18 protein-coding genes are annotated in these 15,654 nt (G+C 72.6%); 6 read left to right on the forward strand and 12 right to left on the reverse strand.

Features of this window, described 5'->3' with window-relative positions:
- Nucleotides 1–18: 18 nt before the first annotated feature.
- Nucleotides 19–891, forward strand: coding sequence for an IclR family transcriptional regulator (locus DEJ46_RS01675; RefSeq protein ID WP_223834450.1), 873 nt, complete (start codon nucleotides 19–21; stop codon nucleotides 889–891).
- A 78-nt stretch (nucleotides 892–969) separates the two neighbouring features.
- Here the strand turns inward: DEJ46_RS01675 and DEJ46_RS01680 are convergent, their stop codons facing one another.
- From DEJ46_RS01680 to DEJ46_RS01725, 10 genes are all read right to left on the reverse strand, one after another.
- Nucleotides 970–1,431 carry an SRPBCC family protein gene (locus tag DEJ46_RS01680; RefSeq protein ID WP_150263770.1) on the reverse strand — a complete coding sequence of 154 codons (462 nt, stop codon included), beginning with the start codon at nucleotides 1,429–1,431 and terminating at the stop codon, nucleotides 970–972.
- A gap of 32 nt (nucleotides 1,432–1,463) precedes the next feature.
- The gene (locus DEJ46_RS01685) at nucleotides 1,464–2,240 is read right to left on the reverse strand and encodes an SDR family oxidoreductase (protein ID WP_150263772.1); all 777 of its coding nucleotides are present in this window, start codon (nucleotides 2,238–2,240) and stop codon (nucleotides 1,464–1,466) included.
- A 13-nt stretch (nucleotides 2,241–2,253) separates the two neighbouring features.
- A complete protein-coding gene (locus DEJ46_RS01690) occupies nucleotides 2,254–3,303 on the reverse strand; it encodes a ferredoxin--NADP reductase (RefSeq protein WP_150263774.1) in 1,050 nt (349 codons plus the stop codon).
- Nucleotides 3,296–3,523: a hypothetical protein gene (locus tag DEJ46_RS01695; RefSeq protein ID WP_150263776.1), complete on the reverse strand. Its 228-nt coding sequence runs from the start codon at nucleotides 3,521–3,523 to the stop codon at nucleotides 3,296–3,298. The genes DEJ46_RS01690 and DEJ46_RS01695 overlap by 8 nt, the downstream gene beginning before the upstream one ends.
- A gap of 1 nt (nucleotide 3,524) precedes the next feature.
- Nucleotides 3,525–4,679 carry a Rieske 2Fe-2S domain-containing protein gene (locus DEJ46_RS01700; RefSeq protein WP_150263778.1) on the reverse strand — a complete coding sequence of 385 codons (1,155 nt, stop codon included), beginning with the start codon at nucleotides 4,677–4,679 and terminating at the stop codon, nucleotides 3,525–3,527.
- Between the two features lie 88 nt (nucleotides 4,680–4,767).
- Nucleotides 4,768–5,790 carry a 4-hydroxy-2-oxovalerate aldolase gene (gene dmpG / locus DEJ46_RS01705; protein WP_150263780.1) on the reverse strand — a complete coding sequence of 341 codons (1,023 nt, stop codon included), beginning with the start codon at nucleotides 5,788–5,790 and terminating at the stop codon, nucleotides 4,768–4,770.
- Between the two features lie 10 nt (nucleotides 5,791–5,800).
- The gene (locus tag DEJ46_RS01710) at nucleotides 5,801–6,754 is read right to left on the reverse strand and encodes an acetaldehyde dehydrogenase (acetylating) (RefSeq protein ID WP_150263782.1); all 954 of its coding nucleotides are present in this window, start codon (nucleotides 6,752–6,754) and stop codon (nucleotides 5,801–5,803) included.
- Nucleotides 6,755–6,761: 7 nt separating this feature from the next.
- Entirely contained in the window at nucleotides 6,762–7,544 is a 783-nt protein-coding gene (locus DEJ46_RS01715; RefSeq protein WP_150263784.1) for a 2-keto-4-pentenoate hydratase, read from the reverse strand.
- A gap of 214 nt (nucleotides 7,545–7,758) precedes the next feature.
- Nucleotides 7,759–8,670 carry an SDR family oxidoreductase gene (locus DEJ46_RS01720; RefSeq protein WP_150263786.1) on the reverse strand — a complete coding sequence of 304 codons (912 nt, stop codon included), beginning with the start codon at nucleotides 8,668–8,670 and terminating at the stop codon, nucleotides 7,759–7,761.
- Nucleotides 8,671–8,704: 34 nt separating this feature from the next.
- Nucleotides 8,705–9,481: an SDR family oxidoreductase gene (locus DEJ46_RS01725; protein ID WP_150263788.1), complete on the reverse strand. Its 777-nt coding sequence runs from the start codon at nucleotides 9,479–9,481 to the stop codon at nucleotides 8,705–8,707.
- Between the two features lie 78 nt (nucleotides 9,482–9,559).
- Between DEJ46_RS01725 and DEJ46_RS01730 the strand changes: the two genes are divergently transcribed.
- From DEJ46_RS01730 to DEJ46_RS01750, 5 genes are all read left to right on the forward strand, one after another.
- Nucleotides 9,560–10,363 carry an enoyl-CoA hydratase family protein gene (locus DEJ46_RS01730; RefSeq protein WP_150263790.1) on the forward strand — a complete coding sequence of 268 codons (804 nt, stop codon included), beginning with the start codon at nucleotides 9,560–9,562 and terminating at the stop codon, nucleotides 10,361–10,363.
- A 14-nt stretch (nucleotides 10,364–10,377) separates the two neighbouring features.
- Complete coding sequence (locus tag DEJ46_RS01735; RefSeq protein ID WP_150274004.1) at nucleotides 10,378–11,226, forward strand: CoA transferase subunit A; 849 nt, start codon at nucleotides 10,378–10,380, stop codon at nucleotides 11,224–11,226.
- A complete protein-coding gene (locus tag DEJ46_RS01740) occupies nucleotides 11,223–12,002 on the forward strand; it encodes a CoA-transferase subunit beta (RefSeq protein WP_150263792.1) in 780 nt (259 codons plus the stop codon). Before DEJ46_RS01735 ends, DEJ46_RS01740 begins: the two co-directional genes overlap by 4 nt.
- The gene (locus tag DEJ46_RS01745) at nucleotides 11,999–13,063 is read left to right on the forward strand and encodes an NAD(P)H-dependent flavin oxidoreductase (protein ID WP_150263794.1); all 1,065 of its coding nucleotides are present in this window, start codon (nucleotides 11,999–12,001) and stop codon (nucleotides 13,061–13,063) included. The genes DEJ46_RS01740 and DEJ46_RS01745 overlap by 4 nt, the downstream gene beginning before the upstream one ends.
- A 186-nt stretch (nucleotides 13,064–13,249) precedes the next feature.
- Complete coding sequence (locus DEJ46_RS01750; RefSeq protein WP_223834451.1) at nucleotides 13,250–13,819, forward strand: VOC family protein; 570 nt, start codon at nucleotides 13,250–13,252, stop codon at nucleotides 13,817–13,819.
- A gap of 43 nt (nucleotides 13,820–13,862) precedes the next feature.
- On the opposite strand, the gene DEJ46_RS01755 is transcribed toward DEJ46_RS01750, so the two are convergent.
- Nucleotides 13,863–15,020, reverse strand: a complete 1,158-nt coding sequence (locus DEJ46_RS01755) for an acetyl-CoA C-acetyltransferase (protein WP_150263796.1) — start codon at nucleotides 15,018–15,020, stop codon at nucleotides 13,863–13,865.
- A gap of 35 nt (nucleotides 15,021–15,055) precedes the next feature.
- Nucleotides 15,056–15,643 (reverse strand): TetR/AcrR family transcriptional regulator, encoded by a 588-nt coding sequence (locus DEJ46_RS01760; RefSeq protein ID WP_150263798.1) that lies wholly within the window; start codon nucleotides 15,641–15,643, stop codon nucleotides 15,056–15,058.
- Between the last annotated feature and the right edge of the window lie 11 nt (nucleotides 15,644–15,654).

The following is a 15,654-nucleotide window of genomic DNA, read 5'->3' on the forward strand; positions in this document are numbered from 1 at the left end:
TCCGTGTGGGAGGTGCCGATGACGACGCCAGCTGTCGAGGCCGGATGTCCGCCCCTGTCCCTGCTGGAGAAGGCGGCGAAGGTGCTGAGCGCCTTCCAGAGCGCGGGGCCCCGACTCACCCTGACCGAGGTCGTGCAGCGTTCCGGCATCAGCCGGTCCTCCGCGCACCGCATCCTCGACCAACTGGTGCAGCTGCGCTGGCTGGAGCGCGAGGGCCGGGACTACCGGCTCGGCATGGGCATGCTGGAGCTCGGTGCCATGGCCTCGCACCACAATCGGCTGCGCCGGGCCGCGCTGCCCCATCTGCACGCGCTGCACGAGGCCACGGGCCACCTGGTCCACCTCACCGTGCTCGACGGCACCGAGGTGGTCTACCTGGAGCGGATCGGCGGCTCGGACGACTCCGGCGTGCCCTCGCGGACGGGAGGGCGTCAGCCGGCGTACTGCACGGCCTCGGGCAAGGCGATCCTGGCCTTCAGCGACCCCTCGGTGACGGAGCAGGTGATCCGGCACGGCCTGCGGCCGCGGACGCCTCGTACGATCACCCGGCCCGAGTCCTTCCGGGGCGAGCTGGCGATGGCGCGGGAGCGCGGCGTGGCGTTCGACCACGAGGAGGGGTTCCGGGGGGTCTTCTGCGTGGCGGCGCCGCTGCGTGGCGCGGGCCGGGCCGTCGCCGCGATCTCGGTGTCCGGCAACGGCGTCCACCGCGAGCTGGAGCGGATCGCGCCCGCCGTGCGCGGCTGCGCGCGGTCCGTCTGGCAGGCGATGTTCGGTCCCGGCCGGCTCTCCGAGAAGCAGGCGCGGCCGTCCGGGGCGGTGGCCGAGCCCACGTACGCGCAGCCGTCGATGGACAACATGATGACCTGGCTGCGCTTCAGCGAGTGGATGTAGGGATGCAGGGGCTGTGAAGGGCGGGACGACTGCGTCCCCGGCCGGCACCGAGGGGTGTCCGCCGGGGACGCAGCGGGTTCACCGGGTCGTACGTACCGGACTTCCCGGGAAGCGGGCTCGCAGGGCGTCGAGTCCGGCGGCGTACGTGCCGTCCCCGAAGACCGCCTCCACCTGCGGCACCAGCTCGTCCGGCGCCCGGTAGGCGGCCGACCACCGGACCTCGGCGCCGTCGGCGTGGGGACGTACGGCGAGGGTCGCCTCGTAGCCGACGACGGGCAGCGCCACCGGGTCGAGGAGGGCGTAGCGGTACGAGCGGGTGCCCGGCTCGCGGGCGAGGAGCCGCTCACGGGCGACGACCCGGCCGTCGAGTGCGAAGACCCGTACGGTCCCCGGCGTCTCCGGGTCGGCTTCGTGTTCCAGGGTGGCGGGCGGCACGTGCGGATGCCAGGTGGCGAGGCCGCCGAAGTCGCCGATGACCGCCCACACGTCGTCCGGGCCGGCGGCGAGCACGGCGGAGCGCTCGATGGTTCGGGGGCGCATGGGCGGATCCTCCGGTCTCTCGGTTCGGGTCGTCACCAGATGCCGTCGCCGCGCAGGACGGCGTCCGCGCCGCCGTCGGCGAAGACGACCTGGCCGGTGACAAGGGTGTTCTCGGGCGAGACGAGCCAGGCGATCAGCGGGGCGAGCTGCTCGGGGCGCGCGTGGCCGTGCAGGGGCATCGGCACGCTCCGCTCGACCAGTCCGCGCATCTCCGGTTCGTCGAGCAGGGGTCGGGTGAGCGGTGTGACGACCACGCCGGGTGCCACGGCGTTGAGCGGGACTCCGGCTCCTGCCCAGTCGTCGGTGACAGCGGAGCGGCGGACCCAGCGGGAGATCGCCGCCTTCGAAGAGGAGTAGACGAGGTGCCCCTCGCCGCGGTCCACGGCCTCCTGGGAGGCGGCGACAGCCGCCGGCTCGTCCCCGGCGAGCGCGGCCTCGACGATCGCCCGGTCGGTCGGGTGCACGGAGTCGATGGAGCCGATGGCCAGGGCCCGTGGGTCGGCGCCTGCCGCGAGGAGAGGGCGCAGCCCGTCCAGCGTGGCGACGGCGCCGAAGTGGTTGAGCCGGATCGTGAGCGGGTCGAAGTGGGCGACGCCCGCGCAGGAGACGACGGCGTCCAGGCTGCCGCCGGTGAGCTCGTGGGCGCGGGTGACGAGTGCGGCCCGGCCTGCGGGGGTGGACAGGTCCGCCGTGATGTCGCCTTCCTCGAGGTCGGCGCTGATGACGGTGTGGCCCTGTGCCCGCAGGAGGGCGGCGGTGGCCTTGCCGATGCCGGAGGCCGCTCCGGTGACCAGGCAGGTTCGGGGCATGGTGACTTCCTCGTCAGGAGTAGGTGATCTCGACCCGGTCGGTGAGGGGCAGGGCCTGGCAGGCCAGGACGTATCCCTCGGCGAGGTCCCGGTCGTCCAGGACGTCGTTGCGCAGCAACCTGACCTCGCCTGCCGTGACGCGGCAGGTGCAGGCGCTGCAGGCGCCCTCCCGGCAGGAGTACGGGGCGTCCACGCCCGCCGCCAGGAGCACGTCGAGCAGGGGTGTCGCCGACGGCCAGCGGACCGTGTGGGTCTCGCCGTCAAGCTCGACCTCGGCCGTGCCGCCGCCCTCGGCCGCAGCGCCGCCCTCAGTGAGGGCGGGAGTGTCGAAGACGTCCGCGCCCAGGGAGAAGAACCGCTCCCGGTGGATGCGGTGGCCCGGCGCGCCGACCGCGCGCAGCGCCTGTTCGACGGCGTCCATGAGGGGTTCCGGGCCGCAGACGAAGGCCTCGCGGCCGGCGTACGGCGCGAGCACGGCGGCGAGCCGGTCCGCGCGGGGCAGGCCCTGGAGCGATTCCAGCCAGTGGACGACGAGGAGCCGGGCCGGGTGGTTCGCGGCCAGCTCGCGCAGTTCGTCGCGGAAGATGACCGAGGACTCGTCGCGGTTGGCGTACAGGAGCACGACCCGGCCCTGTCCCCCGGCGAGCACCGACTTGGCGATCGAGAGGACCGGGGTGATGCCGCTCCCGCCGGCGGCGAGGAGCAGGTCGTGGTCGAGGGAGTCGGGCGTGAAGGTGCCGGCCGGGGGCAGCACCTCCAGCTCGTCGCCCGTCCCCAGGTGGTCGCACACCCAGTTGGAGCCGTGCCCGCCGGCCACCCGTTTGACAGTCACCTTCAGGGGTTCGCCGGTGTGGGGCGAGCCGGCGAGGGAGTAGCAGCGGGCGGCCGGTCTCCCGTCCGCGCCGGGCAGTTTCAGGGTGAGGAACTGCCCGGGGCGGTACGTGAAGCGGTCCGCGCTCTCCGGTGGCGCCTGGAGCACCAGGGAGTGGGCGTCGGCGGTCTCGGCGATCACCCGGACGACGCGCAGCCGGTGGGTGCGCGTGCCGGTCGGCTGCTCAGGCATCGGCGACCTCCAGGGTGCCGTCGTCCACCGCGCGCTCGATGCTCGACCGCAGGGCCCGGCAGGTCCGTATCCGGGCGGTCGTCGCGCCCTCGCCCACCCGGTCCCGGAACTCGGCGCAGACGACGGCCGCGTCGGCGGTCCACTGCACGGAGGTGTGGGCCCTGCTGAACTTCTCGCACAGGACCTGGTTGCCGCAGGTCGCGCACTCCACCGGTCGCATGTCAGGCTCCGGTCTCCGGCGCCGCCGCGCGGCGGGCGAGGTTCTCCTCGACCTCCGCGTGCCAGGCCTTGTTGGCGCGCTGGGTGTCGATCTCGAACTCGAAGCGGCGGGTCATCTCGTCCTTGACGTCGGCCACGTCCACGTAGAACTGCTCGTACCAGCGGCGCAGTTGGTAGACGGGCCCGTCCTCCTCGGTGAGCAGGGGGTTGTCGATCCGGGTCTTGTTCTTCCAGATCTCCACGTCCTGCTCGAAGCCGACGGTCGCTCCCTCGGCGGTGAGCCGTGCGGCCTCGCCGGCCTGTTCGTCGGTCATGCCGGGGAGCCGCCGGACGATCGCCCCGTACTGGAGCAGGAAGCTGTCGGCGTCGATGGGGTAGTGGCAGTTGATCAGGACGATCTCCATCTCCGCGCCGCCGCCGACGTCGCCGTAGAGGTGGTCGATCATGTAGGAGGGGCCGTAGTAGGAGGCGTCGGAGCGCAGGCGGCCGGAGCTGAGCGTGCCCAGCTCCATGTCGCCGCGGGGGCTGCTCTCCATGTACTGGGTGGCGACGTGTCCCTCGAAGACGTTCTTGAAGTACTCGGGGAAGGCGTAGTGGACGTAGTAGAAGTGCGCCATGTCCACGACGTTGTCGACGATCTCGCGGCAGTTGGAGCCCTCGACCCGCAGGGTCTTCCAGGTCCAGTCGCTCCACTGGTCGGCCTCGGGGCCGTGGATGCCGGCGATCTCGGGGACGGTGACCTCGGGCGGCGGGGGGTTGCCCTCCGGGTCGTGCCAGACGAAGAGCTGCTTGTTCCGCTCCAGCGCGAGCCAGGAGCGGGTCCTGGCACGCGGCGGGACCCGGCGGGCGTACGGGATGCCGGCGCAGCGGCCGTCGCCCGACCAGCGCCAGTCGTGGAAGGGGCAGGCGACGGCGTCGCCCTTGACGGTGCCGTGGGCGAGGTTGCCGCCCATGTGGGGGCAGTAGGCGTTGAGGATGTGCAGCCGGCCGTCGTCCTCGCCCTCGAAGACGACGAGCCTGGTGCCGAAGGCCTCGATCTCGTGCGGGCTGCCGTCCTTGAAGTCCTCGGCGAGGCCGAGGCAGTGCCAGCCCCGGGCGAAGCGCGTCGGCGGCCGGCCCGCCTCGATGACCCGGACCTCGTCGTGGGGAGCAGTCATCTCGTCCCTCCATCTGTGGGGTGATCGCGGTGTGCGGTGGGGTGCGAAGTGGGGTGTGCGGTGGGGTGTTGCGGTGGTGCTCTCGCGGCTATCGCTCCGCGGCGAGTTCGACGGCGATGTCGATGAGCTGGTCCTCCTGGCCGCCCACGAGGCGGCGCTCGCCCGCGCGCAGGAGGATCTCGGCGCCGGAAACGCCGTAGCGCTCGGCCTGCCGGTAGGCGTGCTTGAGGAAGCTGGAGTAGACGCCGGCGTGGCCCATGAGCAGGGCGAGCCGGTCGAGTCGGCACTCGTCGTCCATGACCGGGCGGACCACGTCCTCCGCCGCGTCGATGATCTTGAGGACGTCGATGCCGGTCCGGATGCCCATCCTGGCGCAGACCGCGACGAGCGCCTCGACCGCGGTGTTGCCGGCGCCCGCGCCGAGCCGCCGGGTGGAACCGTCGATCTGCAGCGCGCCCGCCCGGACGGCGGCGATGGAGTTCCCGGTGCCGAGGGCCAGGTTCTCGTGTCCGTGGAAGCCGACCTGGGCATCGTCGCCGAGCTCGGCGACGAGGGCCCGGACGCGTGCGGTGACGTCGTCCATGACCATGGCGCCGGCCGAGTCGACGACGTACACGCACTGGCAGCCCGCGTCGGCCATGGTCCGGGCCTGCCGCGCGAGGTTCTCGGGCGTCGTCGAGTGGGCCATCATCAGGAAGCCGACGGTCTCCAGGCCCCGTTCGCGGGCGAGTCCGAAGTGCTGCACCGAGATGTCGGCCTCGGTGCAGTGGGTGGCGATGCGGCAGATTTGCGCGCCGTTGTCGTGGGCGGCCCGGATGTCGTCCTTGACGCCGAGTCCGGGGAGCATGAGGAAGGCGATCCTGGCCTGCCGCGCGGTGTTCACCGCGATGGTGATGAGTTCCTGTTCGGGAGTCCTGGAGAAGCCGTAGTTGAAGGAGGATCCACCAAGTCCGTCGCCGTGCGTCACCTCGATGACCGGGACGCCGGCCTCGTCGAGGGCCGCGACGACGGAGCGGACGTCCTCGCCCGTGAACTGGTGCCGCTTGGCGTGCGAGCCGTCGCGGAGCGAGGAGTCGGTGATCCTGATGTCGAGGGTGTCCGAGTAGGGCATGGGGGGCTCCTTACGCGCGCGGCGCGAGGAGCGCCTTGGCGAACTCCTCGCCGACCCTGGTGGCGGCGGCGGTCATGATGTCGAGGTTTCCGGCGTAGGGCGGCAGGTAGTCGCCCGCGCCCTCGACCTCCAGGAAGATCGCGACGCGTGCCATCCCGCCGTTCTCGGGGCTCGGGTCGTCGAACTGCGGTTCGGTGCGGAGCCGGTAGCCGGGGACGTATGCGGCGACCTGCTCGGCGATCTCCTTGACGGAGGCGGCGACGGCGGCCCGGTCGGCGTCCTCGGGGATCGCGCAGAAGACGGTGTCGCGCATGATGACGGGGGGTTCGGCGGGGTTGAGGATGATGATCGCCTTGCCGCGGGCGGCGCCGCCGATCGTCTCGATCCCGCGTGAGGTGGTACGGGTGAACTCGTCGATGTTCGCGCGGGTTCCGGGTCCGGCGGAGACGGAGGCCACCGAGGCCACGATCTCCGCGTAAGCGACGGGGACCACGCGGGAGACCGCGTACACCATGGGGATGGTGGCCTGACCGCCGCAGGTGATCATGTTCACGTTGGGCTTGTCGAGGTGCTCACGGAGGTTGGCGGGCGGGACGACCGCGGGGCCGACGGCCGCCGGCGTCAGGTCGACCGCCTTGATGCCGAGCTCGGCGTAGCGCGGGGCGTTGGCCCGGTGGACGTAGGCGCTGGTGGCCTCGAAGACGACGTCGGGCTTCTCGTCCTGGGCCAGCAGCCAGTCGACGCCCTCGTGGCTGGCCTCCAGGCCGATGCGGCGGGCGCGGGCGAGGCCCTCGCTGTCGGGGTCGACGCCGACCATCCAGCGGGGTTCGACGTGCTCGGAGCGGAGGAGCTTGTAGAGCAGGTCGGTGCCGATGTTGCCGGATCCGACGATCGCGGCGGTCGCCTTGCGGGCGGGGGGCGCCGGGGTCGTGGCGTTCGATGTGGTCGTCGTGGTGGTGGTCATGATCACCTCAGATGAAGGACAGGGAGACCGGGCCCAGCCCGGTGAACTCGGCGGTGAAGGTGGCTCCGGGCGCCACGTCGACGGCCCGGGTGCACGAGCCGGGCAGCACCACGTGCCCCTTCTTCAGGGAGACCCCGAAGCGGGCCACCGTGCGGGCGAGCCAGGCGACGGAGAGCGCCGGGTCGCCGAGCACGGCGTCGCCGCGCCCCTCGGCGAGGAGTTCGCCGCCGCTGCGCAGCCGCGCCTCGATCGCCTTCAGGTCGATCTCGCGGGGGTCGCGGCCCTCGCCGATGACGTATCCGGCGGAGGAGGCGTTGTCCGCGATGGTGTCGGCGATCGTGATCCGCCAGTCGCGGATCCTGCTGTCGATCAGCTCCAGTGCGGGCACGACGCGTTCGGTGGCGGCCAGTACGTCGGCCGCGGTGCAGGTCTCGCCCGGGAGGTCGTCGCCGAGGACGAAACCGACCTCGGTCTCGACGCGCGGCGCGCAGTAGCGGGAGACGGGGACCGGGGTGTCGGACCGCAGTTCCATGTCGTGCAGCAGATGACCGTAGTCGGGTTCGTCGACGCCCATCATCTGCTGCATGACGGGGGACGACAGGCCGACCTTGTGGCCGCGTACCTCGGCCCCCGCAGCGAGGCGGTGCCGGATGTTGAGGAGCTGGATCTCGTACGCGTCCTCGGTGTCGATGCCGGGGAAGGCCGAGGTCAGCGGGTCGATCGGCGTGACGCCGTGTTCGGCGGAGCGCAGCAGCTCGGCCGCCTCGTGCCTCTGGCGGTCCGTGAGCATGGCGGGTCCCTCCTGGGGGGCGGTTGGGGCTGTCCGGCGAGGCTAGGCCGGTGGCCACGACCGCGGGGAGCGCCGTTTCCCGGTGAGCGGGAAAGGCCCCCGGAGGGGGTGCGACGCCTCAGGAGGAGGGGCGTGCCCGGGGGTGACGATGTGCCTCGGGGCGGGCTCCCGGCGTACGCCGTGGCCCCGCCCCGAAGGTGTGGTGGGGGGACGGTCAGCGCGCCCCGTACACGGGCTGCGGGGGCTCCGATTCCGCGAGGAGCTTCAGTGCCGTGTCGCCCGCCTCCGCCGGGGTCCAGCGGGCGCCCTTGTCGGCCGTGGGGCCCGGTCGCCAGCCCTCCATGACGGTGATCCGGCCGGCCTCGGCCTCGAAGACCCGTCCCGTCACCCCGGCCGAGGCGGCGGAGCCCAGCCAGACGACGAGGGGGGAGACGTTCTCCGGGGCCATCGCGTCGAAGGCGTCGCCCTCGGGGGCGGCCATCGTGTCGGCGAACGTCTGCTCGGTCATCCGGGTGCGGGCGGCGGGGGCGATCGCGTTGACCTGGACGCCGTAGCGCCCGGTCTCGGCGGCGGCGACGAGGGTGAGGCCGATGATCCCGGCCTTGGCCGCGGCGTAGTTGCCCTGGCCGACGCTGCCGAGGAGACCCGCCCCCGAGCTGGTGTTGACGACCCGTGCCTCGGGCGTCCGGCCGGCCTTGGCCTCGGCGCGCCAGTGCGCGGTGGCGTACTTGAGCGGCAGGAAGTGCCCCTTGAGGTGGACGCGCATGACGGCGTCCCACTCGTCCTCGTCGAGGTTGACGAGCATGCGGTCGCGCAGGAACCCGGCGTTGTTGACGAGGGTGTCGAAGCGGCCGAAGGCCTCCAGGGCGGTGGTGACGAGTGAGGCCGCCCCGTCGGCCGTGGCGATGTCGCCGCCGTGGGCGACGGCCTGTCCGCCCGCCGCCGTGATCTCGTCGACGACCCGCTGGGCGGGTCCGGCGCCGCCGCCCGTGCCGTCCGCGTCGACCCCGAGGTCGTTGACGACGACCTTGGCGCCCTCGGCGGCGAAGGCGAGCGCGTGCGCGCGGCCGAGACCGCGGCCCGCCCCGGTCACGATGACGACGCGTCCGCTGCACAGTCCTGTCATGGTGTGGTCCTTTCACTCAAGCATGGGTGGGCCGTCAGTGGTTGACGGTGGCGGCGTCGAGGAAGCCGGGGCGTTCCCCGCCCCCGTGGACGTGCAGGCTGGCACCGCTGATGTACGCGGCGCGGTCGGAGGCGAGGAAGACGCAGGCGTCACCGATGTCGGCGGGCTCGGCGAGCCTGCCGAGGGGTACGGTCCGGCCGACGGCGGCGACGCCGTCCTCGTCCCCGTAGTGCAGGTGGGACAGTTCGGTGCGCACCATGCCGAGGACGACCGTGTTGACCCGCACCCGCGGCGCCCATTCGACCGCCATGGAGCGGGCGAGGTTGTCCAGGCCCGCCTTGGCGGCCCCGTAGGCCGCGCTGCCCGGTGACGGGCGGGTGCCGCTCACGGAGCCGATCATGATGATCGCCCCTCCCCCGCTCTGCCCGCGCATCACCTCGTACGCGGCGAGGGAGGCGGTCAGCGGGGCGACGAGGTTCAGTTCGACGACCCGGGCCTGGCGCTCGGCCCCGCCCTCGTCGAGCATCCGGAAGGGGGTTCCCCCGGCGTTGTTGACGAGGGTGTCGAGCCGTCCGTGGTCCTCGCGCACGCGGTCGAAGAATCCGGCGACCGCCTCCGGGTCGCGGAGGTCGACGGGGAGGAAGCGGGCCGTGCGCCCCGCCGCCCCGACGGGCTCGTCGGGGGGCCGTCGCGCGCAGGTCACGACCTCCGCGCCGGCCGCCAGCAGGGCGCGGGTGATTCCCGCTCCGACGCCCCGTGTACCGCCGGTGACGACGGCGACGGATCCCGACAGATCGATGATCGCTGCCAATGGGCACCTCCCGCAGCGCGCGAACCGCTGCTATCTTCCACCTAACAAACGTTAGGTGGAAAGGTAGCTGATCTGCTCATGGGTGTCTCCACCTCCGCCCCGGAAGAGGGCATCGCCGTCGTCACCGTGGACTTCCCCCCGGTCAACGCCCTTCCCGCACAGGGCTGGTACGACCTGGCCGGCGCGGTGCGCGCCGCCGGCGCCGACCCCAAGGTCCGCTGCGTGGTGCTGGCCGCCGGGGGCCGCGGCTTCAACGCGGGCGTCGACATCAAGGAAATCCAGCGCACGGCCGGGCACGACGCCCTGCTCGGCGCCAACCGCGGCTGTTACGAGGCCTTCGCCGCGGTCTACGACTGCGAGGTGCCGGTGGTCGCCGCCGTCCACGGCTTCTGTCTGGGCGGCGGGATCGGCCTCGTCGGCAACGCCGACGTCGTCGTCGCCTCCGACGACGCGACCTTCGGCCTGCCCGAGCTGGACCGGGGCGCGCTGGGCGCGGCCACCCACCTCTCCCGGCTGGTCCCCCAGCACCTGATGCGTGCCCTGTACTACACCTCGCGCACCGTCACGGCGCAGGAGCTGCACGGGCACGGCTCGGTGTGGCGGGTCGTCCCGCGCGAAGCGCTGCGGGAGGCGGCCCTCGAACTGGCCCGGGAGATCGCGGCGAAGGACGGGCAGTTGATCCGGCTCGCCAAGGCGGCGATCAACGGCATCGACCCGGTGGACGTCCACCGCAGCTACCGCTTCGAGCAGGGCTTCACCTTCGAGGCCAATCTCAGCGGTGTCGCCGACCGTGTCCGCGACACCTTCGGCACCGGGACGGCGGGCAGGCCGGACGCGACGGACAGGCAGAGCAGGACCGACCAGGAGGAGGAGCAGTCGTGAGCAGGGACAAGACGATGACCGCCGAGGAGGTCGTCGGCCGCCTGGAGAGCGGGATGACGATCGGCATCGGCGGCTGGGGCTCGCGGCGCAAGCCGATGGCACTGGTCCGGGCGCTGCTGCGGTCGGACGTGACCGATCTGACCGTCGTCTCGTACGGCGGCCCGGACGTCGGTCTGCTCGCCGCGGCCGGGAAGGTCCGCAAGCTCGTCGCGGCCTTCGTGACCCTCGACTCCGTGCCCCTGGAGCCGCACTTCGGCGCGGCCCGGCAGAGCGGCTCCGTCGAGCTGGTGGAGCTGGACGAGGCCATGGTGATGTGGGGGCTGACCGCCGCCGCGCAGCGGCTGCCCTTCATGCCGGTCCGGGCGGGGCTCGGCTCGGACGTGATGAGCGTCAACCCCGAGCTCCGGACGGTCACTTCGCCGTACGACGACCGTGAGCAGTTCGTCGCCGTCCCCGCCCTGCGCCTGGACGCCGCGCTCGTCCACCTCAACCGCGCCGACGCCCACGGCAACGGCCAGTACCTGGGCCCCGACCCGTACTTCGACGACCTCTTCTGCGAGGCAGCGGACGCCGCGTACCTCTCGTGCGAGCGGATCGTGGAGACGAGTGAGCTGCTCAAGGACTCCGGTCCGCAGTCGCTGCTCGTCAAGCGGGCGTTCGTCGACGGTGTCGTGGAGACCCCGAACGGCGCGCACTTCACGTCGTGCTCCCCCGACTACGACCGCGACGAGACCTTCCAGCGCGCCTACGTCACCGCCGCGCGCGATCCGGAGGCCTGGCGGGCCTTCACCGAGCGGTTCCTGTCCGGCGACGAGGACGCGTACCAGGCCGCGGTGGCGGCGTTCCACGAGGAGGAAGCATGAGCGGCGGCCGCACGACGGAAGTGACGACGGCGACACGGGCCGAGTGCTGCGTGGTGGCCTGCGCCGAGGCCTGGCGGGACGCGGGCGAGATCCTGGCCAGTCCGATGGGCACCGTCCCGATGATCGGGGCCCGGCTCGCGCGGCTCACCTTCTCCCCCGACCTGCTCCTGACCGACGGCGAGGCGCTGCTCATCGGCGACACGCCGGCGGTCGGCGCTCCGCCCCGGGTGGTGGAGGGCTGGCTGCCGTACCGCCAGCACCTGGCCCTCGTCTCCACCGGGCGGCGGCACGTGATGATGGGCGCGAGCCAGATCGACCGGTACGGCAACCAGAACATCAGCTGCATCGGCGACTGGGCGCAGCCCAGGCGCCAGCTGCTCGGCGTCCGCGGCGCACCCGTCAACACCCTGAACAATGCGACCAGTTACTGGGTCCCCAAGCACTCGGCGCGGGTCTTCGTCGAGCGGGTCGACATGGTCTCCGGGGTCGGGTACGACCGCGCCGCCGAGGCCGGCCCCTCCGCGACCCGCTACCACCGCGTCCCCGAAGTCGTCAGCGACCTGGGGGTCTTCGACTTCGACACCCCGGACCGCAGCATGCGGCTGCGGTCGCTGCACCCCGGTGTCACCGTCGAACAGGTCACGGCGGCCACCGGCTTCGCGCTCACCGTCCCCGACGACGTGCCGTACACGCGCGAGCCCACCGCCGAGGAACTGCGGCTGATCCGCGAGGAGATCGACCCGAAGGGGCTGCGGGACCGCGAGGTCCCCGCATGAGCGACGTGACGATCTCCACCTCCCTGACCGAGCTGGTCGGGGTCCGCCACCCCCTCGTGCAGACCGGCATGGGGTGGGTGGCGGGTCCCCGTCTCGTCTCGGCCACCGCCGCCGCGGGCGCGCTCGGCATCCTCGCGTCGGCGACGATGACCGTCGAGCAGCTCCGCTCGGCGGTGCGCGAGGTCAGGTCCCGTACGGACGCGCCCTTCGGCGTGAACCTGCGCGCGGACGCGGGGGACGCGGCCGAGCGCGTGAAGATCATCATCGACGAGGGTGTACGGGTCGCCTCGTTCGCGCTCGCCCCGTCGCGCGAGCTCATCGCGCGGCTCAAGGACGCGGGCGTCGTCGTCATCCCCTCCATCGGGGCCAAGCGGCACGCCGAGAAGGTCGCCGCGTGGGGCGCCGACGCGGTGCTCGTGCAGGGCGGCGAGGGCGGCGGCCACACCGGAAGCGTCGCCACCACCGTCCTCCTCCCGCAGATCGTGGACGCCGTGGACATTCCCGTCATCGCGGCCGGCGGCTTCCGTGACGGGCGCGGCCTGGTCGCCGCGCTGGCCTTCGGCGCGTCCGGGATCGCGATGGGCACGCGGTTCCTGCTCACCTCGGACAGCACGGTCCCGGACGCGGTGAAGGCCCGCTACCTCGCCGCGGCGGTGGGCGACGTCACCGTCACCACGAAGGTGGACGGGCTCCCGCACCGGATGCTGCGCACCGAGCTGGTCGAGGCGCTGGAACGCTCGGGCCGGGCCTCCGCCCTCCTGATGGCCGTCCGGCACGCCGCGGCCTTCCGGCGTGACTCCGGCATGAGCTGGCCGCAGATGGTCCGCGACGGCCTCGCGATGAAGCACGGGAAGGACCTGACCTGGAGCCAGATCCTGCTGGCCGCCAACACGCCGATGCTGCTCAAGGCATCCATGGTCGAGGGCCGTACCGATCTCGGTGTGATGGCCTCCGGGCAGGTCGCCGGCCTGATCGAGGATCTGCCGTCCTGCGCCGAACTCGTGGACCGTGTCATGGCCGAGGCCCAGGCCGCGATCCGCGCCCTGCCCGTCCCGGACTGAACCGCCATCGGTCCCCGTACACACGTGTCCGCCGGGGTGACGAACACCCCGGCGGACGCGTGTCACGACGCTGTTTCCCGCACACACCTCTTCCGCACCGGACTCTTCACCCCACCGGCGCTCTTCACCGCGCAGGCCCTTCACCGCGCCAGCTCTTCACCGCACCGACTCTTCACCGCACCGACCATGAACGGACCCGCCATGCCGATCCAGCGACTGAACCACGCCGTCCTCTTCGTCTCCGACCTGGCGCGCAGCACCGCCTTCTACCGAGACGTCCTCGGTTTCCGCCCGCTGCCGCAGGGCTTCGCCGGGGCGGCCTTCCTCCAGGCGGCGGGCTCCGCGAACGACCACGACCTCGGCCTGTTCCAGTCCCCCGAACCCGGCGCCGGCCCCCGCACCGGGCGGGTCGGCCTGTACCACCTGGCCTGGGAGGTGGACACCCTGGCCGAGCTGCGCCGTATGCGGACCCGGCTGTCCGACTCCGGGGCGCTCACCGGGGCGAGCAACCACGCCTCCACCAAGGCCCTCTACGCCCGCGACCCGGACGGCATCGAGTTCGAGGTGTGCTGGCTGGTGCCCGACCAGGCCGTGGCCGGGGAGCTCTCGGCGATGACCTCGCCCACCCGCCCCCTCGACATCGACGCCGAGATCGCCGTCCACGGCGCGGAGACGCCCGGCGGCCCCCGCACCGACCACTCCGTCTGGCAGCAGGTCTTCGGCGGGGGCGCCGGAAGCGTCACGGACGCGCGGTGAGCGTCACGACCGTTCGGTGAACGTCACAGGCGTCCGGTGAGCGTCACAGGCGTTCGATGATCGTCACGTTCGCCTGCCCGCCGCCCTCGCACATCGTCTGCAGGCCGTAGCGGCCGCCGGTGCGCTCCAGCTCGTGCAGCAGGGTGGTCGTCAGCTTGGTGCCGGTCGCGCCGAGCGGGTGGCCGAGGGCGATGGCCCCGCCGTTGACGTTGACCTTCTCCGGGTCGGCGCCGGTCTCCTTCAGCCAGGCGAGGACGACCGAGGCGAAGGCCTCGTTGATCTCCACGAGGTCGATGTCGTCGAGCGTCATCCCGGCCTTCTTCAGCGCGTACGCCGTCGCCGGGATCGGGGCGGACAGCATGCGGATCGGGTCCTCGCCCCGCACGGACAGGTGGTGGATGCGGGCGCGCGGCGTCAGGCCGTGCTCCCGTACGGCCCGCTCCGATGCGATCAGCATCGCCGAGGCCCCGTCCGAGACCTGCGAGGAGACCGCGGCGGTCAGCCGGCCGCCCTCGACCACCGGGCTGAGGCCGGCCATCTTCTCCAGGGTGGTGTCGCGGCGCGGGCCCTCGTCGGTGCTCACGTCGCCGTAGGCGACGATCTCCCGGTCGAAGCGGCCCTCGTCGATGGCGCGGGCCGCCCGCTGGTGCGAGCGCAGGGCGAACTCCTCCATGTCCCGGCGGGAGATGCCCCACTTCGTGGCGATGAGCTCGGCGCCGTGGAACTGGTTGACGGGCTGGTCGCCGTAGCGGGCGCGCCAGCCCTCGGAACCGATGTACGGGCCGTCGGTGAGTCCGAGCGGCGCGGCGGCCTGACGGCTGGCGAAGGCTATGGGGACCAGGGACATGTTCTGCACGCCGCCCGCGACGACCAGGTCCTGGGTGCCGGACAGGACGCCCTGCGCGGCGAAGTGCAGAGCCTGTTGGGAGGATCCGCACTGCCGGTCCACGGTCACGCCGGGGACCTCCTCGGGCAGGCCGGCGGCCAGCCAGGCGGTGCGCGCGATGTCGCCGGCTTGCGGGCCGACGGTGTCGAGGCAGCCGAAGACGACGTCCTCGACGGCGGCGGGATCGGTGCCCGCGCGCTCCATGAGCGCCTTGAGCACATGCGCGCCGAGGTCGGCGGGGTGGACGGCGGCGAGCCCGCCGTTGCGCCTGCCGACCGGGGTGCGGACCGCTTCGATGATGTATGCCTCGGCCATGGCCGCTCCTCTTTCCTTGTCTCACGGGATTGATGTCAGGTACGGAGGGCGACGCCCTCCAGCACCATGGACAGGTACTGGCGGGCGATCTCCTCGGGGCTGTGCTGTCCGCCGGGCCGGTACCAGGACGCCGCGACCCAGACGGTGTCGCGCACGAAGCGGTACGTCAGCCGGACGTCGAGGTCGGCGCGGAACACCCCGGCGGCCACTCCCCGTTCCAGGGTGCGGAGCCAGGCTCGTTCGAACCTCTGCTGCGAGTCGTCGAGATAGCCGAAGCGCGGCTGCTCCCGTAACTGCCGGGACTCCTTCTGGTAGATGGCGACGGCGGCGCGGTGCCGGTCGATCTCCCGGAAGGACTCGGTGACGAGGGCCTCGATGGTCTCCCTGGGGCCGTGTCCGGCGGCGAGCACCGCGTCGTACCTGCCCCACAGCTCGTTCAGGAAGCCGGAGAGAATCTCGTCGAGCATCGACTCCTTGGAGTCGAAGTGGTAATAGAGGCTGCCGGCGAGGATGCCCGCCGCGTCGGCGATCTTGCGGACGGTGGTGGCGTTGTACCCCTGGGCGGCGAACACCTCGGCGGCGGTGGCGAGGAGTTCGTGGCGCCGCTCGGGCGCCGCGCTCACCACGGCCCTCG

The sequence above is a fragment of the Streptomyces venezuelae genome (assembly GCF_008642375.1).
Lineage (GTDB): Bacteria > Actinomycetota > Actinomycetes > Streptomycetales > Streptomycetaceae > Streptomyces > Streptomyces venezuelae_G.